Genomic DNA, 23,669 nt, shown 5'->3' on the forward strand with positions numbered 1-23,669 from the left:
GTGCTCGGGTGATGCGGTCCTGGCCCGGTCAGTGCGTCCGGAACACGGCGAAGCTGTGCGGGGGAAGCGTCGCGCTGGCCCCGTCGGTGGACGGCTTCTCCCAGGCCAGCACGACTGTTCCTGCGGCAGGAACGGCGACGTCGTTCTCGCTGAGGTTCACGGCCACGGTGAAACGCCCCCGTCGCAGCAAGAACCACCGCGCTTGCTCGTCGTATTCGGTCCGAACATCCGTCAGCCGCGGGTCGGCGAACTCCCGATGGGCCGCGCGCAGGGCGATCAAGTCCTCATAGCAGCGCAGCAGCCGCTGGTGCGGCTCCTCGGCGAGTTCGGACCAGTCCAGTTTGGAGCGTTGGAAAGTCGCTGGGTCCTGCGGGTCTGGCACCTCGGAAGCAGGCCAGCCGTGTTCGGCGAATTCGCGGCGGCGTCCTTCGCTGGTCGCTTGTGCGATCTCTGGTTCGGGGTGCGAGCTGAAAAACTGGAACGGCGTCGAAGCGCCCCATTCCTCGCCCATGAACAGCATCGGTGTGAAAGGGGAGAGCAGCACAAGCGCTGCCTTCGCCGCGAGCTGTCCAGGGGTGAGATACGCGGAGGGCCGGTCGCCGGTCGCGCGATTGCCGATCTGGTCGTGGTTGCAGGTGTAGACGACAAAGCGCCACGCCGGGGCGGCGCGCCGGTCGATGGCTTTGCCGTGCCGGCGTTTGCGGAACGACGAATAGGAGCCCGCGTGGAAGAACGCGCTCTCCAGCGTTGTGGCGAGGCACGCCAAGGAGCCGAAGTCGCTGTAGTAGCCCTGCCGTTCTCCGGACACGGCTGTGTGGATCGCGTGGTGCACGTCGTCGGCCCATTGCGCGGTGGCGCCGTCGCCGCCAGCCGCTTGCGGGGTGGTCGTCCTCGGGTCGTTGAGGTCGCTTTCCGCGATCAGGGACAGCGGTCTGGCGAGTTTGGCGGACAGCGCTTCGGTCTCGGCGGCGAGTTCGGCGAGGATCGGTATGGCTGTGCTGTCCGAGAGGGCGTGGACCGCGTCGAGCCGCAACGCGTCGACGTGGAACTCTTCGAACCAGCGCAGCGCGTTGTCGATCACGTACCGGCGTACCTCGTCCGAATCGGCTCCGTCCAAATTCACCCTCGGGCCCCAAATCGTGGCGTCCGGGTTCAGATACGGGCCGAAGCGGTTCAAGTAGTTCCCAGACGGCCCCAAGTGGTTGTAGACGACATCGAGGCAGACGGCGAGCCCTTTGTTGTGACAGGCGTCGACGAATTTCGCGAACTCCTCCGGCCCGCCGTAGGGCTCGTGCACGGCGAACCAGTCCACGCCGTCGTAGCCCCAGCCCCATGCGCCGTTGTACGCGTTCACCGGCATCACTTCGACGAATGTGGCGCCGAGGGCGACCAGGTGGTCCAGATGCGCCGCTGCCGCCGCGAACGTCCCTTCCGCGGTGAACGTCCCGATGTGCAGCTCGTAGAGCACGCCGCCGCAGAGCTGTCTGCCCGTCCACGACTGGTCGGTCCACAACTCGGGGTTCACGGCGAACCGCTGCGAGAGCCCGTGCACCCCGTCTGGTTGGCGTGGGGACCGGGGGTCGGGCAGCGGCGTGGGGTCGTCGTCGAGAAGGTAGCCGTATCGGGCGTCCGGCGGGCAGTCGGCCTCGGCCTCCCACCAACCCCCGCCAGCTTCGCGCATCGGGTGGTCGGTTTCGCCGATTCGGATGTGGACGTGTTGTGCGGCAGGGGCCCACACTCGGAACTGTTCGCTCACCCGACCATTGTGTCGTGTCGGACGCGTTTGAGGTCCATGAGGTCGTGCGCGGAAACGATCTCGACATCAGGATGTTTCGAAAGCTCCGCCAGCCGGGAAATATTGTGGTGCAAGAGTTTCCGGTCGGCCGCCTCGATGTTCTGGGCGGCCCGGATGATCGGAGGGCAGGATGGATTCGGAGCGAGCTGCGTCCGGGCGGTGTACGCGTCTCCGACGTGGAGAAGCCGCCGGGGGCTGGCTGGGCTTCCTCGGTCCACCACGACGCCGATGTGGCACCTGGCGTGCCCGGCGACCTATTTCGCCAGCGGCGGACGCAATGTCCCGCAATGGAGATGATGAACTTGCACAAGCCCAGTATGGACATCCGCGCCGCGCGCTCGGCCAAGGGCGGCGCCCTCGTTCGAACCGTCGCTCCAGCGTGCCTTGCGCGCAGAAAAGCAGGACGCGGACAATCCGGCAAAAGACGGCGGCGGTCGGGCGGAGCGAGAAAGAGCGCAAGGTCGGGGCTGCCGTGCTCCGCTCGCCTCGAAGCGTTCGACCACTGGGCTAGGATCGGCCGAGTGGTCAACGCGAACTGGGTGTGTCTTGCGGTGGCGATCCTCTGCGAGGTGGTCGCCACCGCGTCGCTCAAGCAGGTGGACGGGTTGCGGTACCCGTTGCCCCTCGTGCTTGTGGTCGTTGGCTACACCGCTGCGTTCTTTTTCTTGAGTTTGACGCTCAAACAGATTCCGGTCGGGGTGGCGTACGCGATCTGGTCCGCGGCGGGCACTGTGCTCATCACCATGGTCGCCTGGCTCTGGTACCGGCAGCACCTTTCCGCTCTGACTGTCGTCGGCCTTGGGGTCACCGTCGTCGGCGTGGTGCTCGTGAACCTCGGCAGCTCCGGGGCCCATTGATCCGCCCGCTTTCCGCTGAATCACGCAAACAGCTTTTCAGGGCATGTTTTTCCCCGAACATCACGGGAAGATCACCAACGGTTCGGCCTCGCTCATGTCACGGGCGCTTAACGGTTGCCAGACTCCATGTCGGCCTCATCGCGTCGGCGGCTTCCTCTGCTTCACTAGTGGCACAGGAGTGAGCTTCTGTTGCACAAGTTCATTCTTGTTACTGCTGTGACCAATTGATGGAAGGAGAGTGGCGCGAGTTTCGGCCCGCGTCCGCCAGCGTATGAAGACATCGAAAAAAGTCGGTGGCGCTGTCGCTGCCGCCCTGTTAGCGCTCAGCTCCCCTGGGGCTGCGTTCGCCACCCCGGGGACGCCGGCGCACCAGGGCACGTTGGCCGGGAAGACCGTGTTCCTCGATCCCGGCCACCAAGCCGCGAACAACCCCGCCCAGTTGAACCGTCAGGTCCCTGATGGCCGAGGCGGCATGAAAGCGTGCCAGACCAGCGGTATGACCACCGTGACCGGCGTGCCCGAGCACACCATCACCTGGCAAGTCGCCCAGCTGGTCAAACAACAGCTGGAGCAGGCAGGCGCCCGGGTGGTGCTCTCGCGCCAAGACGACACGGGTTGGGGCGGTTGCGTGAACGAGCGCGCCGAGGCGGAGAACAACTCCGGGGCGTCGATCGGCGTCAATATCCACGCCGACTCCACTTCAACGGGCTCCGACGCCACGAAGCATGGTTTCCACATCATCGTTCCGACGCTCCCGCTGCCGGACGCCGCCGCGAACAAGGCGCAGTCCTGGGAAGGCCGCAAGGCGGCGTACTTGATGCGCGACTCGATGGTCGCCGCAGGCTTCCCGGTGAGCAACTATCTCGGCAAGAACGGGGTCGATGTGCGCTCTGACATCGCCGGAGTCAACCTCGCGCGGGTTCCTGACTTCTTGATCGAGATGGGCAACGGCTCGAACCCTCAGGAGGCGGCGCAGCTGACCAGCTCGCAAGGCCAGCAGCGCTACGCCGCCGCCCTTGCGGACGGCATCAGCCGTTACCTCTCTGGAGCCGACCCGGCCCAGTCCGCCCGCAACCAGAGCGCGTCGCGCCCTGCGGGGTCGGAGGCTGGTGTGCGTGGTGGGTATGACGTGGACTTCCTTGGTGGGGTGAAGCGGGATCCTGCTCCGCCTGCGCCGGTGTATCCGGATCCGTCTGCTGGTGGTCAGACGCCTGCGGCTCCGGTCGCGCAGACCGCGGTGCCGTCGTATCCGGGGTATCCGGGTGCTGGCGGGGGTGTTGGGATGGACCCGAACGCGGGTTATGTGGATCCGAGTTTGCCGGGCGTGCCGTTGACGCCGCCTGCTGGCGCGAGTCCGGATTGGACTCCCGGCCTTCCTGGCGGGATGGGCGGTCTGGGCCAGGTTGCTCCTGGTGGCGGCGCGAATTTGATGTCGATCGCGACGTTGGTGCCGCAGATCAAGTCGTCGGTGGAGAAGGGCGACATCGCCGGGCTCGGGACGTTGATCGCGCAGCAGGCTGGTGGTTTGATCACTTCGGAGTCGCAGGACATCGGTCAGGGCGTTGGGAGCATCGGCTCGCAGATTCAGACGGTGTTGCCGATGATGAACTCGGTCATTCCTGGTTTGTCGAACGTGTTGCCGTCGGCGCAGGCCGCGGCGGTGGTCGAGTTGGAGAAGGAGCGCGCCGCGGGCCAGCTCCCCTACCAGAAAAACCAGGCCGGCGTGCGTGACGGGTACGACGTGGACTTCGTCGGCGGGGCAGAGCAGGAGCCCGCTCCGAACCCGCCGGTCGACCCGGCCAGCCCGGTCGCCCAAACCGCTCCGGCCGCACAGCAGCCCTCGGTCCCCGGACTCGCGCAAAGCGACCCGAACGCGGGTTATGTCGACCCGAGCCTGCCGGGCGTGCCGTTGACGCCGCCTGCTGGCGCGAGCCCGAACTGGCAGCCGCAGATCCCTGTCGGGAACTCCGCCCCAGCCCAGCCAGCTCAGTCCAGCAGCCCGGTTGCGAGCGCGGTGGCTGTCGCTTCGATGGTCCCCCAGATCCAGCAGTCGGTGCAGAAGGGCGACGTGTCCGCGCTCGCGAACTTGATCGCGCAGCAAGCGACCGGCCTGATGGCTTCGAATTCCAACGACATCGGGCAGAGCGTGTTCGCTGTCGGCTCGCAGATGCAGAACGCGTTGCCGATGATGAACGCGATCGTGCCGGGGCTGAACAACATGTTGCCGGAGGCTCAGGCCCAGGCTGCCAAGCAGCTTGAGCAGCAGGTGGCCGCCCAGGCGCAGACGGTCGCCAGCCAGGCTCCCGCGTTGGCGCAGCCGCCCGCTCCTGCGCAGACAGCTCCTCCTGTTCAGGAGGCTCCTGCGCAGGCCGCCCCTGCGGGGTCGGAGGCTGGTGTGCGTGGTGGGTATGACGTGGACTTCCTTGGTGGGGTGAAGCGGGATCCTGCTCCGCCTGCGCCGGTGTATCCGGATCCGTCTGCTGGTGGTCAGACGCCTGCGGCTCCGGTCGCGCAGACCGCGGTGCCGTCGTATCCGGGGTATCCGGGTGCTGGCGGGGGTGTTGGGATGGACCCGAACGCGGGTTATGTGGATCCGAGTTTGCCGGGCGTGCCGTTGACGCCGCCTGCTGGCGCGAGTCCGGATTGGACTCCCGGCCTTCCTGGCGGGATGGGCGGTCTGGGCCAGGTTGCTCCTGGTGGCGGCGCGAATTTGATGTCGATCGCGACGTTGGTGCCGCAGATCAAGTCGTCGGTGGAGAAGGGCGACATCGCCGGGCTCGGGACGTTGATCGCGCAGCAGGCTGGTGGTTTGATCACTTCGGAGTCGCAGGACATCGGTCAGGGCGTTGGGAGCATCGGCTCGCAGATTCAGACGGTGTTGCCGATGATGAACTCGGTCATTCCTGGTTTGTCGAACGTGTTGCCGTCGGCGCAGGCCGCGGCGGTGGTCGAGTTGGAGAAGGAGCGCGCCGCGGGCCAGCTCCCCTACCAGAAAAACCAGGTGAAGAAGCAGGACCCTTCCGACCCCCAGGTTCCGCCTGTTCCCCCGGCTCCTGAGGCTCCGGCCGCGCAGGCTCCTGTTGCCCCGGCTCCTGTGGCTCCGGTGCTGCCTGAGGCTCCTGCGCCGGTGATCCCCGCAGCGCCGGACGCGCCAGCGGCTCCTGCGCCAGCCGACCCGGCCCCAGCCGCGAACTAGGCGCTGAACGACCTCCGACAACACAGCAGAGAAAAGCTGGCCGAAACCCGAGGGTTTCGGCCAGCTTTTCTCTGCTGTGCCTGTTGGGCCTGACGAGGTGCGTCAGGCCTGGCGGGCCGGGCCTGACGAGCGCCACCAGGAGTCGAACGGCGTCACGGGCAGCGCGCGTTTGTGCCGGGTGGCGAGGAAGATCTCCTCGATTTTCGCGCACGTCTGCTCGTCGACCGGTTTGCCTTCGAGGTAATCGTCCAACTGGGCGTAGGTGAGGCCCAGCGCTTCCTCGTCCGCCAATCCCGGCCGTTCGTCCTCAAGATCTGCGGTCGGCACTTTTTTCGTGATCGACGCGGGAGCGCCGAGATGGTGCAGCAGCTGCGCCCCTTGGCGCTTGGTGAGGCCGGTGAGCGGAGTGACGTCGACGCCGCCGTCGCCGTATTTGGTGAAGAAACCGGTCACCGCCTCTGCCGCGTGGTCGGTGCCAACGACAAGGTGGCCGAGCTGTCCTGCCAACGCGTAGTGCAGCACCATCCGCTCTCGGGCTTTGATATTGCCTCGGACGAAGTCGCGCAGCTCGTGCTGCTCCAGAGCTTCGGCGGCGCTGGCCGCTGTCGCGTCCGCTCCGGGTTTGACGTTCGCGGCGACGATCCGGTCTGGCCGGATGAACTGCAGCGAGATCTGAGCGTCCGCCTCGTCGCTTTGGGCGCCGTACGGCAGCCGCACGGCCAAGAATTGGGCTTCTCGCCCGCCCGCGCGCAACGTTTCCGCGGCGAGTTGGGAGAGCTTGCCCGCCAGCGCGCTGTCCTGCCCGCCGCTGATCCCGAGCACGAACCCCTTCGCCCCGCTGGCGACGAGATAATCGGCGAGGAAAGCGACTCGCCGGTCGATTTCCTCTTGCGCGTCCACGGTCGGGGAAACAGCCAGCTCGGCGATGATCGTCTCACGCAGTGTCGTCATGGGACCACTGTAGCCGCCGGGCTCCGTGTCATCCTGTTGGCATGAAACAAGTGCTTGTGGTCTCGGCGACCGAGGCGGAAGCGGCCGCTGTCCCCGCTGATTTGCCCGTTTTGATTTGCGGGGTCGGCAAGGTCGCCTCGGCCACCGCGCTCACCAAAGCGCTGGCCCGTTGGCCCGGCGACGAAATGCCCCTTGTGGTGAACGTGGGCACGGCAGGCGCGCTGCGGCCCGGCCTCACCGGTCTGTGGTTCCCGTCTTCGGTGTGCAACCACGAGATGAACACGGCATTGATCGAGGCGATGGGCTTTTCGCTGCGGGCGCGCTACGAGGTGCCCGAGGGGGACGGCTCGGTTCTCGCGACCGGGGATGTGTTCGTGACCGATCCTGCGCTGCGCGACCGGCTTGCCGTCGGGGCGCATTTGGTGGACATGGAAGGCTTTGCCGTTGCGCATGTCTGCGCGGAATTCGCAGCTCCGCTGCGGATTGTCAAACATATCAGTGACGAGGCCGACGAGCGGGCTTTGAGCTGGCCTGAGCGGGTCGCCGAGTCGGCGGCCCAGCTCGGCGGCTGGCTGCGCGAGAATATCCGCGCCGATGTTCTTGGCTGACCTTGTCCCCGCGCGAGATTTCGCCAGGCGGGCCTGGCCGGCGTCCTCTCGCGGGCAGAGCGGCGTCGGGAGTCTTCGGTATGCTGCCAGGTGCACGTCGATGTGCAGGAAAGGGAACGCGTGATGAAGCTGTTGGTGCTCGTTGGAAGTGTTCGGGGCGGTTCGGTGAACCGCAAGCTCGCCCAGGTCGCGGCGGACAACGCCCCAGACGGGGCGGCGGTGGAGGTCTACTCCGGGCTGGAGCTGCTGCCGCACTTCAATCAGGATCTCGAGGACAACCCGCCGTTGCCGGACGAGGTCGTGCGGTTCAAGGACGCGGTGTCCCAGGCCGACGCTTTGCTGCTGGTGACCCCTGCGTACAACGGAGCCCCGTCCGCGGTCCTGAAGAACGCGATCGACTGGGCCTCGCGCCCGTATGGCGACGGGCCGATCACGAACAAGCCGGTCGCGGTCATCGGCGCGGCGTTCAACCCCGAAGGGGGCGCGCAGTCCATCCGTTTCGCGAGTTCGGCGAGCGCCGTCGCGGGCGGCAACGTCGTCGAACAGACAGCCTTCGTTGCTATCGGGGGGCTTGAGGACGGCGAGCCGTCCAAGGACCCGAAGGTCGTCGACGCTGTCAAGGCTGTTGTGGCGGCGCTGACGGCTGCCGCGGCCTAGTTGCTGTCGCGAGGCGCTGCTGGCTCGGCGGCCTGGCGAGATGTGGCCGCCCCGGTCTGATCGGCGGGTCTTCGGAACACCCCGCGGGGCCTTCGGGCCAGGTTGCAATTTTTTAGCCCGGCACGACACGCCGGGGAAGACGACACGCTGGCTCTCCGCAAGCTTACGACCAGGGAATTTCAAAATTGTTATTCACAACCCCTTGTGTCTGCTTGCCTTGTCGGCCACAAGGTGTAGTGTTGAAGCAGTCAAAAGAACCACCCTCGATTCCTCGCCAGGAGCGCGCCCAATGAGCCCCGTGAACACCGTCGGCACCCAGACGATCACCCTCTACACCAAGCCCGCTTGCGTGCAGTGCGACGCGACGCACCGCGCCTTCAACCGCGCGGGCATCGCCCACGAGGTGGTCGACATCTCGGCGGACGACGACGCCCGCGACTACGTGATGGCCCTCGGCTACTTGCAGGCGCCCGTGGTCGTCGCCGGCGGGGAGCACTGGTCGGGCTTCCGGCCGGATCGGATCGCCGCCTTGACCGCTGGCGCGGCAGTCGCCTGAGGGGCGGCGGGGATCCGCAAGGAGCCGTGATGCGTCTCGTCTACTTCTCCTCGGTTTCCGAGAACACGCACCGCTTCGTGCAAAAGCTCGGCGTGGACGCCGACAGGGTCCCGGTCGGCCCCGGCGGTCCCGCCCTGAAGGCGAGCGAGCCGTATCTGCTCCTCACGCCCACATACGGCGGCGGGCACCCCGTCCCGGGCAAGGGCGGGGGCTATGTCCCCAAACAAGTCATCAGGTTCCTGAACGATCCGGAGAACCGGGCGCTTTTGCGCGGCGTGATCGCTGCCGGGAACACCAACTTCGGGGCCGAGTACGGCTACGCGGGGAACGTGGTCTCCAACAAATGCCAGGTGCCGTTCCTCTACCGGTTCGAGCTCATGGGCACAGACGAGGACGTGCATGCGGTGCGCCAGATCTGTGCGGCGGAGTTCGCCATCCCGGTCTGAAGCCCAGTCTTGACACTCGCGACCGCCCACAAGCCTAAAAGAATGGAGCACAGGTGACTTCGACCCTGAACAACCCGGCTGGAGCCGCCGCTTCGGCGACCGAGGCCAAACCCGGCGCGCCCGCCCACAAGCAGCACGCCGAGCATTTGGACTACCACGCGCTCAACGCGATGCTGAACCTCTACGGGCCGAACGGCGAGATCCAGTTCGAGAAGGACCGCGAGGCGGCGAACCAGTACTTCCTGCAGCACGTCAACCAGAACACGGTCTTTTTCCACAATCTGGACGAGAAGCTCGACTACCTCGTCGAGAACGAGTACTACGAGCCCGAGGTGCTGGAGCGCTATTCCCGCCCGTTCGTCAAAGGGCTCTTCGACCAGGCGTACGCGAAAAAGTTCCGGTTCCCGACCTTCCTCGGCGCGTTCAAGTACTACACCTCCTACACGCTCAAGACCTTCGACGGCAAGCGCTACCTCGAGCGCTTCGAGGACCGCGTGGTCATGGTCGCGCTCGCGCTGGCGGACGGCGACGAGGAGCTGGCCTGCCAGCTTGTGGAAGAGATCATCGAGGGCCGCTTCCAACCGGCGACGCCCACATTCCTGAACTGCGGCAAGAAACAGCGCGGCGAACCCGTCTCCTGTTTCCTCCTGCGCATCGAGGACAACATGGAGTCCATCGGCCGCTCGATCAACTCCGCGCTCCAGCTCTCCAAGCGCGGCGGCGGGGTGGCCTTGCTCCTGACGAACATCCGTGAGGCCGGCGCGCCGATCAAACAGATCGAGAATCAGTCCTCCGGGGTGATCCCGGTGATGAAGCTCTTGGAGGACTCCTTCTCCTACGCGAACCAGCTCGGGGCGCGTCAAGGCGCTGGCGCGGTCTATCTGCACGCCCACCACCCCGACATCATGCGGTTCCTCGACACCAAGCGGGAAAACGCGGACGAGAAGATCCGGATCAAGACCCTCTCCCTCGGCGTGGTCATTCCGGACATCACGTTCGAGCTCGCCAAACGCAACGACGACATGTACCTTTTCTCCCCGTACGACGTGGAGCGTGTGTATGGCGTGCCGTTCGCCGAGGTCAGCGTGACGGAGAAGTACTTCGAGATGGTCGACGACGAGCGGATCCGCAAGAAGAAGATCAACGCTCGCGAGTTCTTCCAGACCATCGCCGAGCTGCAGTTCGAGTCCGGCTACCCGTACATCATGTACGAGGACACTGTGAACCGGGCGAACCCGATCGACGGCAGGATCACACACTCGAACCTCTGCTCCGAGATCCTCCAGGTGTCCACGGCCTCCACGTTCAACGCGGACCTCTCCTACAGCCACGTCGGCAAGGACATTTCCTGCAACCTCGGCTCGCTGAACATCGCGAAGACAATGGACTCCCCAGATTTCGGGAAGACGGTGGAGACGTCGATCCGCGCGCTCACCTCGGTCTCGGACCAGACCCGCATCGATTCGGTGCCCTCGATCGCCCATGGCAACGACGAATCGCACGCGATCGGCCTCGGCCAGATGAATCTGCACGGCTACCTCGCCCGCGAGCGGATCCACTACGGCTCCGAGGAAGGCGTGGATTTCACGAATATCTACTTCTACACGGTGCTCTACCACGCCTTGTGGGCCTCGAACAAGATCGCCGTCGAGCGCGGGCGCGCCTTCGCGGGCTTCGAGCGCTCGAAGTACGCTTCGGGAGAGTTCTTCGACAAGTACCTGAATCAGACGTGGGAGCCGAAGACCGAGCGGGTCCGCGAGCTCTTCAAGCGGGCCAAGGTGCAGATCCCGACGAAAGCGGACTGGGAGCGTCTGAAGGACTCCGTGGTGGCGCACGGGATTTACAACCAGAACCTGCAGGCGGTGCCGCCGACCGGTTCGATTTCGTACATCAACCACTCGACCTCCTCGATCCACCCGGTCGCGGCCAAGATCGAGATTCGCAAGGAAGGCAAGATCGGGCGGGTCTACTACCCGGCCCCGTACCTCGCGAACGACAACTTGGACTACTACCAGGACGCGTACGAGATCGGGTACGAGAAGATCATCGACACCTACGCCGCCGCGACCCAGCACGTCGACCAGGGCCTTTCGCTCACGTTGTTCTTCAAGGACACCGCGACGACCAGGGATATCAACAAAGCGCAGATCTACGCCTGGCGCAAGGGGATCAAGACGCTGTACTACATCCGATTGCGCCAACTGGCCCTTGAGGGCACCGAAGTGGAAGGCTGTGTGTCATGCACCCTCTAGAGACACAGAACCCGCTGCCCCAGGGCGAGGCGAAGCAGGTCAAACTCGCCCGCGCGGTCAACTGGAACCGCGTCGCCGACGAGAAGGACGCGGAGGTGTGGGACCGGCTGGTCGGGAACTTCTGGCTGCCCGAGAAAGTGCCGCTGTCCAACGACATCCAGTCCTGGCACACCCTCAACGAGGACGAGCAGCGCCTGACGATGCGGGTGTTCACCGGGCTGACGCTCTTGGACACCATCCAGGGCTCGGTCGGCGCGGTGAGCCTCATCCCGGACGCCCTCACCCCGCACGAGGAGGCGGTGTACACCAACATCGCGTTCATGGAGTCGGTGCACGCGAAGAGCTACAGCTCGATCTTCTCGACGCTCACGGGCACCCCGGAGATCGACGAGGCGTTCCGCTGGTCGGAGGAAAACCCGGCGCTGCAGAAAAAAGCGGCGATCGTGTTGGAGCGCTATCGGGGCGACGACCCCCTCAAACGCAAGGTCGCTTCGACACTTTTGGAGTCGTTCCTCTTCTACTCGGGCTTCTACCTGCCGATGTACTGGTCCTCCAGGGCGAAGCTCACCAACACCGCCGACCTCATCCGGCTCATCATCCGTGACGAGGCGGTGCATGGTTACTACATCGGTTACAAGTACCAGCGCGGCTTGCAGATGTCCACGCCCGAGCGGCGCGAGGAGCTCAAGGACTTCACCTTCTCGCTGCTCTTCGACCTCTATGAGAACGAAGTCGAGTACACCCAGGACCTCTACGACCCGGTGGGGCTCACCGAGGACGTGAAGAAGTTCCTGCGCTACAACGCGAACAAGGCGCTGATGAACCTCGGTTACGAGGGGCTTTTCCCCAAGGACGAGACAGCGGTCAACCCCGCGATCCTTTCGGCGCTGTCGCCGAACGCGGACGAGAACCACGACTTCTTCTCCGGCTCGGGGTCCTCGTACGTGATCGGCAAGGCCGTGGCCACAGAGGACGAGGACTGGGACTTCTAAGGTGGCTTGGCGCTCTTGGGCCGGTGGGGCCTCGGGCCATGGCCGGGACAGCTGAGCGCCGAGGCGTGGTGAGCGGCAAATTCCTCCTGGCCGCATTGGCCGGCGCCGCTGCGACGACGGGCGCCGCGTTGCTGTGGCCCGCCAAACGCGCCACGTCGCGGGAGGACTTCGAGCCGCCGGAGCTTCTTCCTGTCGAGTCATGGGCGACGAGTTCAGACGGGGCGCGGCTGCGTGTGCTGACATACGGGCCGTCTGCCGGGGCGCCCTTGGTGTTGGCGCACGGCTGGGCCTGCGCCGCCGAAGTGTGGTTGCCGCAGGTGCGCACGCTCGCGGGAGCGTTCCGGGTGACCGTGTTCGATCAGCGCGGCCACGGCCGCAGCGAAGCCGGTCAGGGCCGGTTCTCAACCGACGTGCTCGCAGACGATCTGGACGCGGTGCTCGCCCATGTGCTGAGGGCGGGGGAGCGGGCAGTGCTGGTCGGGCACAGCATGGGCGGGATGAGCATTCTTGCCTGGGCGGGCCGATACCCAGACCGGGTGCGTGCGCGTGCGGCCGCAGCGGTGCTGGTGGGCACGTCGGCGTACTGTCCGCCGCGTCGCTGCAACAACTTTGTCGCTGCGGTGTGCGGTCTTCCCGTCCCGTTGGGCGTGGCAGGATTGATACGCCGCTCCTGGGCCACCAGGGCAGTGGCCCGCAGTGCCGCGCTGTCTCCTGCCGCGCAAGACGCGGAGGTGGATTTCACCGCCCGGCTGGCGCTCGGCTGCCCGCCTCGCGCCAGAGGCGAATGGCAGCGGGCGCTGGTGCCGCTCGACATCCGGCCGGGGATCGGGCGTTTGGCTGTGCCGACGACCGTGGTGGTGGGCGAGGCGGATCGGCTGCTGCCGCTCGGCCATAGCCGGAAGATCGCCGAGTCCTTGGCGCAGAGCGGCTGTTTGGAGCGGTTCGTGGTGTTGCCCGGATGTGGCCACATGGTCGGCTTGGAGGCTTCCGGCTCGCTGAACGCGATCATTCGGGGCGCCGCCGAGGCCGCGCTGCGGCGCTGTCCCCCCTCGCAAGAGTAGTGCTTCGTCTCACACTGCTGGGTGCTACGGTGCTCCTCATGGGCAAACGTGTTCTTGTGACTGGCGCGGCTTCTGGTTTGGGTTTGCAGATCGCTGTGCGCTACGCGCGCGCTGGGGCCAAAGTGCTGCTCACAGATGTGGACGAAGCTGCTGGTGAAAAGGCTCGCGCACAGGCCGCAAAGCACGGCGAGGCCGTGTTCCGCCAGCTCGACGTCGCCGACCCGGACGCGTGGTCGGCGGCTGTCGCCTGGTGTGAGCGCGAATGGGGCGGCCTGGACATCCTGGTGAACAACGCCGGTGTGGCTTCGGCTGGCGAGTTCGAGCAGATCACGCCCGAGGACTGGGACTGGATCATCACGATCAACCTCAAGGGCGTCGTCTTCGGCGCCCGTGTCGCGACGGAGCTTTTCAAACGTCAGCGATCTGGCCACATCGTCAATGTCGCCTCGCTCGCCGGTCTGATGCACTTGCCGGGGATGGCTTCGTACAACGTGACGAAGGCAGGGGTGGTCTCCCTGTCGGAGACGCTGCGCCACGAGCTCAAGCCCTATGGGGTCAAGACGACCGTGGTGTGCCCGGCGTTCTTCGCCACGAATCTCACGGACCGGATGCGCAGCACTGACCCCTTTTTCACCGAGGTGACCGGGAAGTTCATGCGAGGCTCGAAGATCACGGCCGAGCAGGTCGCCGACTCGGTGTTCCAAGCTGTGCGCCGAGGCACGTTCTTGCTGGTCGTCCCTTCCGAAGCCAGGCGGACGTACCTGTTCAAGAAGCATATGCCCAGAGTCGTCGATGTTTTCATCGCGCGCGGTTGGGGACGCGCGCGCCGCAGTCTTGCCAAGAGCAGAGGCTCCGTTGCGGGCTAGACTGCGTGCATGCCGATCCTCCGAGCGCTTGGCGGCGCAGCGGTTCTCGCGCTGCTCGCAGCAGGCTGCGGGGAACAGCCCAACAGTCCGGGGCCTGCTGCCTCCTCGCAGCTGATCCGATTGGCAGGGTTGCCCGATTGCGGGAAAGCGATCGCGGACGACCCGAAGCTGGACTGCGCGATCAAGTCCTCGGACAGCGCGAAGCTCATGCTTGAGGCGATCGGGCCCCGGCCGTACACCATCAAAGTTTTCGACGCGAGCGGCGCGCAGCGCCAGGTGTTCGTGCAACAGGACCCAGATCCCGACCGTGCTGGCCTTCCCGAGTTCAAAGACCTCGACGGCGACGGCAGGGACGAGGTGCTCATCCCGACCAGCGGGGGCGGCGGCGGGGGCAGGGTGTACGAGGTGTGGCACGCGAGCGGGGGAGCGCAGACGTACGCCGACGCGGGGCAGATTTTTGGCCTCGGGTTGTTCAACCGGACCACGGACGGCGCTTTCTTCGCGCAGTACGGCGCCTCCGGCACGGGGGCGATGGTCTTCGATTTCTACCGCTTCGTTGGCGTGGAACTCGTCGAGGTGCTCCGCTTGGACGTGCGCAGAAAGATCGACGACGTCTCCGGCGAAGTCGTCGGCGTGACGTGCGTCCTGAGCGGCGACGGCTATCCGGAGGGCGCTCGTGGCCGCCGTGACGGAGCGTTGCGGGCGGCAGGGCTGGATCCGGAGACTGCGCGGCAGAGGTATTGCGCCGAGCCGTGGGTCCAGTCGGTGTTCCGCCATGACGCGCCGCGGCGCCGCGAAAATGCAGGTCTGTGACGCTGCAGTGGCCCAAAGCGAAAATATGACCCACGCCACGGAAAAGTGCGAGAAAAATATGCAGCACATCACATATTCCTGTTATTAGGGCCGGTCTTCACTGCTTCCAGACCTTGTCAAAGGGGTTTTCCGGCATAACATCGAAAATATGAAGCACACGACAGTCCTCCGCACCGGTTCTCGGTTGGCTCTTGCCGCCCCGCTTGCCGCAGTCGCGGCTCTGGCCTTCGGCCCGGCGCTCGCCGTCGCTGAACAAGGAGAGGCAAGCACGGCGTGCGCGGATTTCCTGGCGATGCGTCCGGAGCACCAGGCTGGCGTGGTGCGCGGCATTCTTTCGCTGCGCGGCCCCGGCTTCTCGACTGCGAGTTCCGTGTCCCAGGTGGATCTGGCCGTCGCGGGCTGCCAAGCCAGGGTCGGCGACTCGGTCGCCGACGTGATCGGGCGCTAGAAGCGCCTCCTCGTCTGTCGAAAAACCTCCCCAAACACACGCTTGGGGAGGTTTTTCGACAGACGAGCGAAGCTCTCGCTCAGGACGTTTTGCTCAATTCCTCTTCGAGCGGCCAGCCCGAGGCGGCGAGCCTCGCGGCGACACGCTCGATGTCTTCTTGGGTCGCCTCGTCGCCCTTCACATGGTGGATCGACGTCGAGATCTCATTTTTGTCGATGACGCCGTCGTCGAGCACCCCGGAGTCCGGCGCGGTGAGCGCGTTGATGACTTCCTGGACCTGGTTTTCGGAGAGTTTGCGGCGCAGAAGCGCCACCAAGGGGATGCGGTCCTGGGCGGGCACGCCCTCCGGGTAGCCCGCAGTGAGCCAGCGGAGAACGGAAGCGAGAGAAAATTCTTGAGCCACCCCGCCATTATTGCCTTCAGGACGCCCACGCGCATCCGCGGCGAGGGAAAAGCACCAGAAATTAGTCAGCTGGCCAGCCGCCGTTTGCCTTGATTCATTGCAACGTTCCAGCTCTGCCGTCCAGGTCGTCGAGCACGCCCCAGAACGGCGTGTGCGGATCTCGTTGGCGGGCGCCGTGCTCGTCCAGGTACGTGACCCTGCTGTACTGCCCGTCGTGCCAGAAATAGACTTCGGTGGAGAGCGGCGCGGGGGTGTCTTTGAAGGTCAGCCACGTCGACTGCCCCAATTCGTCCATGCCGCGCAGCGCCGCCGCGGACTCGCGAAGAACATGCCAGATCAGAATGTTCGCGGCCGGGACGGAGAACAGCACTCCGTGCCGCGCCTCGCCGATCAGGCTGTCCAGGAGCGCTGGGAAATCGAGGACTTTGCCGGAGACGAAGACAGTGTCGCCGATCACGAATTTCAAGTCGTACATGCTGTTCGGCACGCGCTGGGGCTGGACCTTCAAGAAATTGGACTTCCGCTGCCCCTGCGCCCAGAGGCTCTCAAGGTCGTGTCCGGCGATCTCCTCGTCGGTGAGCACCGCGGTGACTTGCGGCAGCTCCACGCCGAGAACGCCGATCAACTGTCCGACCAGGGGCTTGCGGTAACTGTGCTCCTCGTCGAGGTCATCGGCGAAGGCGTCCGTGATGATCCGGGTGTGCACTTTCGAGAGCATGTCGTCCCGGTCGAATTCGATCGTGGTCGGCATGTTGCGCACAGCGACGATGTTCGACACCCACCGGTCCACCGCGTCGGGCCACAAGTCGGGGTCGCCTGCGTCGGCGCAGGCGTCCATGACCTCTCTGGTCGGGTAGGTCTGCCCGCCGGTCACCGAAATCTCTTCGCCATGCAACGAGGCATGCAGGCTGTGCTGGGCGAACGAGTCGGCCACCAGGCCTTCGATGTAGGAGACGTCTTCGGTCCCGAGCCGGGGGAACAGCCCGTCTGGCGGCTGGAAAGGCGGTTGGCGGTACGACCCGAACATGCTCATGGTTTTTCCCCTTCGAAGCTGCGTGGCGTTGTTAGCCGCGTCGTGGACCTCTCCAGACTACTTGCGCATCGGCAACAGCATGAGCGGGCCTCACGGCGCTCGTTGCGGCGGTACTGTTCGTCCGTGTCCAGGTCCGGGACGATCCAGCGGGTCGGGCCGATGAAGGGACTCGAGCCGATGAAGGGAAGATTATGGCCACCACGCTCGTCACCGGGGGAACCGGCCAGCTCGGGGTTCCGACAGCCGCCGGACTCCGCGCCTCAGGACATGATGTGCGCGTCCTGTCCCGCGCCCGCGGGGCGGGGCTCACCACAGCCGACGTGGTGAGCGGCGCGGGCATCGCCGAGGCTGTCCAAGGGGTCGACACCATCGTCCACATCGTGAGCACCTTCGGCAAGGGCGATCTGGCAGGAAAGGGAGACATGCGGATCGCCGACACGCTCATCGGCGCGGCCAAAGCGGCTGGGGTGGGCCACCTGGTCTTCATTTCGATCATCGGGGCGGACAAGATCCCTCTGCTGTACTACAAGACGAAACTCGCCATCGAAGCCAAGCTTCGCGAGTCCGGCCTTGCGCACACAGTCTTGCGGATCGCGCAGTTCCATTCGCTCGTCGAGCAGATTTTCACCACGCAGCGCCGTCTGCCGGTGCTCTTCGCCCCGGCGTTCTCAGTCCAGCCGATCGATGCGGGCGACGCGGCCAAGCGGATCGTCGAGATCGCCAGCGGCTCCCCCCAGGGCAGAGCAGAGGACATCGCAGGGCCGGTCGCGGCTGAGGCCGCTGCATGGGCGCGGCAGTGGAAAACCGCTGCGGGGTCGCGCCAACCGGTCGTTCCGTTTTGGTTGCCAGGCGCGACGTTCGCCGGTTACGCCGCAGGCCACAATCTTGCCCCCGAGGCCGCGTGACCTTCGCCGAATACCTCGCCGCGAAGCAAGCCGCGCCGAAGTAGGCCTGTCGGTCGTCCCGACAGTTCTCCAGCAGGTAAACTGCACCGACATGGGACCCCAGCAGCCACCGTTGGTGGATTTACCTGCCGACGCAGAGGAACCGGACCTCGGCCCCACCGGTCGGCCGAAGCGTCCTCTTCTCGAACCGAAGCCGCTGAAAGCCCACGGGCCCGCGAAGATCATCGCGGTCTGCAACCAGAAAGGCGGCGTGGGGAAGACCACTTCCACGATCAACCTCGGAGCCGCCCTCGCCAAATTCGGCAGGCGCACGCTCCTGGTGGACCTCGATCCCCAAGGGGCCCTTTCCGCAGGGCTCGGGGTCGCGCACCACGACCTCGACACCACGGTGCACAACCTGCTTGTGGGCCCGAAGGCCAACATCGCCGACGTGCTCATGCAGACCAGGCTTGACGGCCTGGACCTGTTGCCGAGCAACATCGACCTGTCCGCGGCGGAGATCCAACTCGTCAACGAGGTGGGCCGAGAGCACGCGCTCGGTCGCGCCTTGCGCGCAGTCGAAGCCGACTACGACTACATCCTCATCGACTGCCAGCCGAGCCTCGGCCTCTTGACGCTCAACGCTTTGGCCTGCTCAGAAGGCGTGCTGATCCCGATGGAGTGCGAGTTCTTCAGCCTCCGGGGCCTCGCCCTGCTGCAGGACACCGTCGAGAAGGTGCACGACCGGCTCAACCCGAAGCTCGCGATCATGGGCATCGTCATGACGATGTTCGACGCCCGCACCTTGCACGCGAGGGAGGTCATGACCCGCGTGGTGGAGGTGTTCGCCGACATTGTCTTCGACACGGTGATCAGCCGGACGGTCCGGTTCCCGGAGACATCCGTCGCCGGTGAGCCGATTATCACCTGGGCCCCTGAATCTGCGGGCGCGAAAGCGTATTTGGACCTCGGCAAAGAGTTCATCGCCCGGACAGAGTCGTGACCCCCAAGCCCTCGTTCGAGCTGACCATCAGCAATTTTTCCGGTCCGTTCGAGCTGCTTTTGGATTTGATCTCCAAACGGGAGCTGGACTTGACAACTCTTGCTCTGGCCGAAGTCACCGACGAGTTCATCGCCCACACGCGCAAGCTCGGAGCCCAGTTCGCCGCCGAACAAGGGCGCCATCGTCCCCACGACGAGGACGGCGCGAGCGTTGCGAGCGCAGCGGGGGAGCCGAAGCATTCGATGGCGACAGGCGACCTCGGAGCCGTGACGGAGTTCCTGGTCATCGCGGCGACGCTGTTGCAACTCAAGGCCGCGCGCCTGGTGCCGTCGGGCGAGCCGGAGGACCCGGAGGCGTTGGCGCTGCTGGAAGCGCGCGACGTGCTCTTCGCGAAACTGCTGCAGTACCGGGCTTATCGGGCGGTCTCGGCGCGCTTCGCTGAGTTCATGGCAGATTCGGACCGGCGTTTCCCCGCCGCGCCAGCGACGGTGGACGAGGAGTTGCGCTCGGCCAAGGCGCGGCCTGCGAGCATCGGCGTGGGCCTTGCCGCGTTCGCCAAGATCGCCGCTGAGGCGCTCGCGCCGAAACCTGTGCCCGAGGTGGCGACCGGCCACATGCACGCCAAACCAGTGAGCGTCGCCGAGCAGGCCGAGCTCCTGCTCGGCCTGCTCGGGGGGCGGTCTCCCGGCCAATGGTGGGATTTCACCGAGCTGGTGGCGCAGATCTTGGGCAACAAGGAAATGTGGGTGGCCCGATTCCTCGCGGTGCTGCGCCTGCACGGCGAGTCGAAGATCGAATTCGAGCAGCAAGCGCCGCTCGCGCCGCTTCGGCTCCGAGCTGTGGCGGCGGCATGAGCGCGCCGATGGACGAAGGGCTCCGGCCGTTTGCGACGCAGGAGCGCGCCGCCGCGAACAGCGCCGAGGAGTTCGAGCCGGAGCTGGCGCCGCACGAGATCGCCGACGACGAATTGCGCGCCGCCCTGGAGGCGATGCTCCTCGTCGTCCCCGCTCCCACTCCGGCGCGCGACTTCGCCGAGGCGGTCGGGCAGCCTCTCGCGCGGATCGAGTCCGCCCTGCGCGCGTTGGCCGATGAGCTCAAAAGCCGCAGGAGCGGTGTCGAGCTGCGCGAAGTGGGCGACGGCTGGCGGTTCTACACGGCAGGCGCGCAGTCGTGGGCTGTGCGCGCCTTCCTGCGCGAACAAGGCCGGGTGAAACTCTCTGGGGCCGCATTGGAGACCCTCGCGATAGCCGCCTACCGCCAGCCCGTCACACGTTCGCAGATCAACGCCATCCGGGGCGTGGACAGCGACGGCGTGCTGCGCTCTTTGGTCGCTCGCGAGCTGCTCGCCCCGACCGGGACCGAGCCCGGCTCCGGCGCGATTGTCTATGAGACGACCGACGGGTTCCTCGAGCAGCTGGGGATCGCCTCCCTCGCGGAGCTGCCCGACATCGAACCGCTCTTGCCCGGCCCCGAGGCAGTGGAAGAGATCCTGGCCGACCCCCGGCTTGAGGCAGCGCAGAGCGCCGAGCCCGCTCCGCTAGTCTGGAACGTCGATGTCGAATGACCAAGCCTCCCTGCCCGTCGGCGAGAGAGACGTGCCCTCCGCGCAGCGCCTGCACAAAGTGTTGGCGCGCGCTGGCGTCGCCTCCCGGCGGGGCTCCGAGCAGTTGATCGCAGAGGGCCGGGTGCGCGTGGACGGGCGTCTCGTGACCGAGCAAGGCGTGCTCGTGGACCCGCACACCGCGGTCGTGGAAGTGGACGGCAAGCGGATCGCAGTGGACGACCGGCATGCCACCTACGCGCTCAATAAGCCGAAAGGCGTGCTCACGGCCATGTCCGACACCAGAGAACGTTGCGTCGGGGACCTGTTGCGCGAGGCGGGTCCTGACTTTGCCGCCGACGGGCGCGCGGGCCTTCCCGCAGGGCTTTTCCACGTCGGCAGGCTCGACGCGGACACCACGGGGCTTCTGTTGGTGAGCAACGACGGCGAGCTCGCGCACCGGCTCGCGCATCCCTCGTACGAGATTCCGAAGACGTACATCGCCACAGTGCGCGGTGTTGTCGCCAAACGCGCGGTCGAGCAGCTGCGCGCGGGAGTGGTGCTCGAAGACGGGCCCGCGAAAGCGGACGAGGTCTGCCTGCGGGGCTCCCAGCGCGACCGAACAGTCGTGGAGATCACCTTGCACGAGGGCCGCAACCGTATCGTGCGCAGGATGTTCGACGAGGTGGGGCATCCGGTGATCGAGCTCGCTCGGCTTCGGATCGGCCCGATCAGGCTTGGCGACCTGCGATCGGGCGCTCTGCGGGCGCTCTCCTCGAGCGAGGTCGGCGCGCTGTGGGCAGCGGTGGATCAGAAAGCGGTGCGCGCGTGAGCGGACAAAGCAATCGTTTGGTCGTGGCGATCGACGGCCCGAGCGGGACGGGGAAATCGACCGTGGCCAAAGCCCTCGCCGTCGCGTGCGGGGCGAAATATTTGAACACTGGCTCGATGTACCGGGCGGTGGGGCTCCACGCTTTGCGCCGCGCGGTGGACCTGGAGGACCCCGCCGCGATGACGGAGGCCGCGCGAAAGGCGAAGATCGACGTGAGCGTCGATCCGGAGTCGGAGACAGTCTGGTTGGACGGTGAAGAGGTCAGCGCCGCGTTGCGCGGCGACGAGGTGACCCAGGCTGCTTCTCGCAACGTGGGCGTCGTGCCTTCCATCCGGTCGCTCCTGGTCGCCGAGCAGCAGCGCATCATCGCCGAGCATCCGCGCATTGTTGTCGAAGGCCGGGACATCGGGACGGTGGTCGCGCCGGACGCGGATCTGAAAATCTTCCTCACCGCTTCGGAGGCGGCGCGCGCGGAGCGCAGGACCGCTCAGAACCAGGAGCTCCGGCTCTCGGGCACCAAGGCGCAGATCCTCGAACAGATCACGCAACGGGACACATTCGACGCAAGCCGCAAGGCTTCTCCGCTGCGGCAAGCCCACGACGCGGTATTGATCGACACCTCGGGCCTCTCGGCCGAAGAGGCGCTTGCCCGGCTGTTGACATTGGCGCAGGCAAAGGGGCTGGCATGACAGAGCAAAAGAGGGCAGAGCAGCGGTTGCCGGTGATCGCTATCGTGGGCCGGCCGAACGTCGGCAAATCCACGTTGGTGAACCGATTCGTCGGCAGACGCGCGGCAGTGGTGGAGGACGTGCCCGGCGTGACCCGCGACCGGGTGTCCTACGACGCGGAATGGGGCGGGCGCAGCTTCTTGGTCCAAGACACCGGCGGCTGGGAGCCGGACGCCACCGGCATCGGGCTGTCCATCGCGCAGCAGGCCGAACTGGCGATGGCGACCGCGGACGTGATTCTCCTCGTCGTGGACGCGCAAGCCGGCGCGACCGGCGTGGACGAGGCGTTGGCGAAATCGCTGCGGCGATCGAAGAAACCTGTTTTCCTGGTCGGGAACAAGTCGGACAACCCGCAGATCGAGAACGAGTCCTCGGGGCTCTGGTCGCTCGGCCTCGGCAGGCCGTACCCGGTCTCGGCCCTGCACGGCAAGGGCTCGGGCGACCTCCTGGACGCGGCTCTCGAAGCAGTTCCCGCTGTGCTGGCCCGCGAGGACGAGGGGCCCCGGCCGCGCCGGGTCGCGCTCGTGGGCAGGCCGAACGTGGGCAAGTCGTCCCTGATCAACAAACTCTCCGGCGAGAACCGGTCCGTGGTGGACAGCGTGGCGGGGACGACGGTGGACCCAGTGGACTCCCTCATCGCCCTTGACGGCGAGGAATGGCAGTTCGTGGACACGGCCGGGTTGCGCCGCAAGGTCGGGCAGGCTTCGGGCCACGAGTTCTACGCCGCTGTGCGGACCAAGAGCGCCATCGAGGCCGCCGAGGTCGTCATTGTGCTCATCGACGCCTCTGTGCCGCTCACCGAACAGGATCAGCGCGTTTTCGGCATGGTCGGCGAGGCGGGGCGGGCCATGGTCATCGCCTGCAACAAATGGGACCTCGTGGACGAGGACCGCCGCCACGAGCTGGAGCGGGAGCTCGACCGGGGCCTCACGCGCGTGACATGGGCGCCGAGGGTGAACATATCGGCGCTTTCTGGCCGCGCTGTCCACAAGCTCGCCCCCGCGCTGCGCGTCGCGCTCGACTCGTGGGAGAAGCGCATCCCGACGGGCGAGCTGAACCAATGGTTCTCGGAGATCACCGCCGCCACGCCGCCCCCGCCGCGCGGCGGGCGGATCCCGAGGCTGCTGTACGCCACGCAGGCGACCGCGCAACCGCCGACCTTCGTCCTCTTCACCACGGGGTTCCTCGAGGCGGGTTATCGGCGTTTCTTGGAGCGCAAGCTCCGCGAGACCTTCGGCTTCGAGGGCACCCCCATCCAGATCAACGTCCGCGAGCGGGAGAAGCGGGGCCCCAAGCCCAAGCGGAGCTGAGCGCGCCCCGGCAAGCTGGGTGATCTGTTCTGCCCAAAGGTTCTACGCCCAAGCGCTGTCGCAGGTGTTGCGGGCCGCGACGAGAAAACGGTCGCCCGTCTGCGGCGACGCTGTTGCTCAGGGCAAGGGGGCGTCTAGTGCCTGCGCCTGGAGCGGGAGCTGTTTTCGCAGGCCACGCCGTCTCCGTCACGATCCAGCCTGGAACTGTAGCCGGGATCGCCCTTTTGTATCGGGGCCGCGCCGTCGGCCCGCGCCTCGTCGCAGTTTTGGTACGGCGGACCGGCTTCTGCGGCCTGCGGCGATACAGTGGGTAAAACTGCCCCGAAAGCAATCGCAGCGATAAGATGTGCGCGCATGACGCTCCTCTCAAAGGGAATCTATTCACCAAAAATGAATACATGAGATGTATATCACAAACTGACTTCTGAGGTGTCGGGC

General features: G+C 66.1%; 25 protein-coding genes. 19 read left to right on the top strand and 6 right to left on the bottom strand.

What is annotated here, in order from left to right:
• Positions 1 to 28: 28 nt before the first annotated feature.
• Together treZ and SROT_RS06385 are read right to left on the bottom strand one after the other, a co-directional pair.
• Positions 29 to 1,756, bottom strand: coding sequence for a malto-oligosyltrehalose trehalohydrolase (gene treZ / locus SROT_RS06380; RefSeq protein WP_013138201.1), 1,728 nt, complete (start codon positions 1,754 to 1,756; stop codon positions 29 to 31).
• On the bottom strand, positions 1,753 to 2,013 hold the full coding sequence (locus tag SROT_RS06385) for an MBL fold metallo-hydrolase (protein WP_041407007.1): 261 nt from the start codon (positions 2,011 to 2,013) through the stop codon (positions 1,753 to 1,755). The genes treZ and SROT_RS06385 overlap by 4 nt, the downstream gene beginning before the upstream one ends.
• A 303-nt stretch (positions 2,014 to 2,316) precedes the next feature.
• On the opposite strand from SROT_RS06385, the gene SROT_RS17035 reads away from it, so the two are divergent.
• Both SROT_RS17035 and SROT_RS17355 read left to right on the top strand, forming a co-directional pair.
• Positions 2,317 to 2,652 carry a DMT family transporter gene (locus tag SROT_RS17035; protein WP_013138202.1) on the top strand — a complete coding sequence of 112 codons (336 nt, stop codon included), beginning with the start codon at positions 2,317 to 2,319 and terminating at the stop codon, positions 2,650 to 2,652.
• 271 nt (positions 2,653 to 2,923) lie between these two features.
• Positions 2,924 to 5,848 carry an N-acetylmuramoyl-L-alanine amidase gene (locus SROT_RS17355; protein ID WP_013138203.1) on the top strand — a complete coding sequence of 975 codons (2,925 nt, stop codon included), beginning with the start codon at positions 2,924 to 2,926 and terminating at the stop codon, positions 5,846 to 5,848.
• A gap of 102 nt (positions 5,849 to 5,950) precedes the next feature.
• Here the strand turns inward: SROT_RS17355 and nadE are convergent, their stop codons facing one another.
• On the bottom strand, positions 5,951 to 6,799 hold the full coding sequence (gene nadE, locus SROT_RS06400) for an ammonia-dependent NAD(+) synthetase (protein WP_013138204.1): 849 nt from the start codon (positions 6,797 to 6,799) through the stop codon (positions 5,951 to 5,953).
• 41 nt (positions 6,800 to 6,840) lie between these two features.
• Between nadE and SROT_RS06405 the strand changes: the two genes are divergently transcribed.
• From SROT_RS06405 to SROT_RS06450, 10 genes are all read left to right on the top strand, one after another.
• Entirely contained in the window at positions 6,841 to 7,407 is a 567-nt protein-coding gene (locus tag SROT_RS06405; protein WP_013138205.1) for a nucleosidase, read from the top strand.
• Positions 7,408 to 7,530: 123 nt separating this feature from the next.
• Positions 7,531 to 8,064, top strand: coding sequence for an NAD(P)H-dependent oxidoreductase (locus SROT_RS06410; RefSeq protein ID WP_041407008.1), 534 nt, complete (start codon positions 7,531 to 7,533; stop codon positions 8,062 to 8,064).
• 289 nt (positions 8,065 to 8,353) lie between these two features.
• Positions 8,354 to 8,620, top strand: a complete 267-nt coding sequence (gene nrdH / locus SROT_RS06415) for a glutaredoxin-like protein NrdH (RefSeq protein ID WP_013138207.1) — start codon at positions 8,354 to 8,356, stop codon at positions 8,618 to 8,620.
• Between the two features lie 26 nt (positions 8,621 to 8,646).
• On the top strand, positions 8,647 to 9,066 hold the full coding sequence (nrdI, locus tag SROT_RS06420) for a class Ib ribonucleoside-diphosphate reductase assembly flavoprotein NrdI (protein WP_148223367.1): 420 nt from the start codon (positions 8,647 to 8,649) through the stop codon (positions 9,064 to 9,066).
• A gap of 170 nt (positions 9,067 to 9,236) precedes the next feature.
• A complete protein-coding gene (gene nrdE, locus SROT_RS06425) occupies positions 9,237 to 11,318 on the top strand; it encodes a class 1b ribonucleoside-diphosphate reductase subunit alpha (protein ID WP_245535390.1) in 2,082 nt (693 codons plus the stop codon).
• Positions 11,306 to 12,310: a class 1b ribonucleoside-diphosphate reductase subunit beta gene (nrdF, locus tag SROT_RS06430; RefSeq protein ID WP_013138210.1), complete on the top strand. Its 1,005-nt coding sequence runs from the start codon at positions 11,306 to 11,308 to the stop codon at positions 12,308 to 12,310. The genes nrdE and nrdF overlap by 13 nt, the downstream gene beginning before the upstream one ends.
• A gap of 38 nt (positions 12,311 to 12,348) precedes the next feature.
• Complete coding sequence (locus SROT_RS06435) at positions 12,349 to 13,371, top strand: alpha/beta fold hydrolase (RefSeq protein WP_013138211.1); 1,023 nt, start codon at positions 12,349 to 12,351, stop codon at positions 13,369 to 13,371.
• A gap of 38 nt (positions 13,372 to 13,409) precedes the next feature.
• Positions 13,410 to 14,237, top strand: coding sequence for an SDR family oxidoreductase (locus tag SROT_RS06440; RefSeq protein WP_013138212.1), 828 nt, complete (start codon positions 13,410 to 13,412; stop codon positions 14,235 to 14,237).
• Positions 14,238 to 14,246: 9 nt separating this feature from the next.
• Complete coding sequence (locus tag SROT_RS06445) at positions 14,247 to 15,050, top strand: hypothetical protein (RefSeq protein WP_013138213.1); 804 nt, start codon at positions 14,247 to 14,249, stop codon at positions 15,048 to 15,050.
• Positions 15,051 to 15,198: 148 nt separating this feature from the next.
• A complete protein-coding gene (locus SROT_RS06450; RefSeq protein ID WP_013138214.1) occupies positions 15,199 to 15,498 on the top strand; it encodes a hypothetical protein in 300 nt (99 codons plus the stop codon).
• 79 nt (positions 15,499 to 15,577) lie between these two features.
• Here SROT_RS06450 and SROT_RS06455 read toward each other — a convergent pair whose 3' ends face one another.
• Positions 15,578 to 15,901: a DUF3349 domain-containing protein gene (locus SROT_RS06455; RefSeq protein ID WP_013138215.1), complete on the bottom strand. Its 324-nt coding sequence runs from the start codon at positions 15,899 to 15,901 to the stop codon at positions 15,578 to 15,580.
• A 94-nt stretch (positions 15,902 to 15,995) separates the two neighbouring features.
• Positions 15,996 to 16,934, bottom strand: a complete 939-nt coding sequence (locus tag SROT_RS06460; RefSeq protein ID WP_013138216.1) for a hypothetical protein — start codon at positions 16,932 to 16,934, stop codon at positions 15,996 to 15,998.
• A gap of 191 nt (positions 16,935 to 17,125) precedes the next feature.
• Here SROT_RS06460 and SROT_RS06465 point away from each other — a divergent pair, with 191 nt between their 5' ends.
• From SROT_RS06465 to der, 7 genes are all read left to right on the top strand, one after another.
• On the top strand, positions 17,126 to 17,839 hold the full coding sequence (locus SROT_RS06465) for an SDR family oxidoreductase (RefSeq protein ID WP_013138217.1): 714 nt from the start codon (positions 17,126 to 17,128) through the stop codon (positions 17,837 to 17,839).
• A 91-nt stretch (positions 17,840 to 17,930) separates the two neighbouring features.
• Positions 17,931 to 18,821, top strand: a complete 891-nt coding sequence (locus tag SROT_RS06470; protein ID WP_049773315.1) for a ParA family protein — start codon at positions 17,931 to 17,933, stop codon at positions 18,819 to 18,821.
• Entirely contained in the window at positions 18,818 to 19,675 is an 858-nt protein-coding gene (locus SROT_RS06475; RefSeq protein WP_013138219.1) for a segregation and condensation protein A, read from the top strand. The genes SROT_RS06470 and SROT_RS06475 overlap by 4 nt, the downstream gene beginning before the upstream one ends.
• Positions 19,672 to 20,385, top strand: coding sequence for an SMC-Scp complex subunit ScpB (gene scpB, locus SROT_RS06480; protein ID WP_013138220.1), 714 nt, complete (start codon positions 19,672 to 19,674; stop codon positions 20,383 to 20,385). The genes SROT_RS06475 and scpB overlap by 4 nt, the downstream gene beginning before the upstream one ends.
• Positions 20,375 to 21,193 (top strand): pseudouridine synthase, encoded by an 819-nt coding sequence (locus SROT_RS06485; protein WP_013138221.1) that lies wholly within the window; start codon positions 20,375 to 20,377, stop codon positions 21,191 to 21,193. Before scpB ends, SROT_RS06485 begins: the two co-directional genes overlap by 11 nt.
• Positions 21,190 to 21,882, top strand: a complete 693-nt coding sequence (gene cmk, locus SROT_RS06490; RefSeq protein ID WP_013138222.1) for a (d)CMP kinase — start codon at positions 21,190 to 21,192, stop codon at positions 21,880 to 21,882. Before SROT_RS06485 ends, cmk begins: the two co-directional genes overlap by 4 nt.
• Complete coding sequence (gene der, locus SROT_RS06495; RefSeq protein ID WP_013138223.1) at positions 21,879 to 23,231, top strand: ribosome biogenesis GTPase Der; 1,353 nt, start codon at positions 21,879 to 21,881, stop codon at positions 23,229 to 23,231. Before cmk ends, der begins: the two co-directional genes overlap by 4 nt.
• A 134-nt stretch (positions 23,232 to 23,365) precedes the next feature.
• On the opposite strand, the gene SROT_RS16015 is transcribed toward der, so the two are convergent.
• Positions 23,366 to 23,587: an excalibur calcium-binding domain-containing protein gene (locus SROT_RS16015; protein ID WP_083777843.1), complete on the bottom strand. Its 222-nt coding sequence runs from the start codon at positions 23,585 to 23,587 to the stop codon at positions 23,366 to 23,368.
• Positions 23,588 to 23,669: the final 82 nt, after the last annotated feature.

Origin of the sequence: Segniliparus rotundus DSM 44985, assembly GCF_000092825.1 — a bacterium.
GTDB lineage: Bacteria > Actinomycetota > Actinomycetes > Mycobacteriales > Mycobacteriaceae > Segniliparus > Segniliparus rotundus.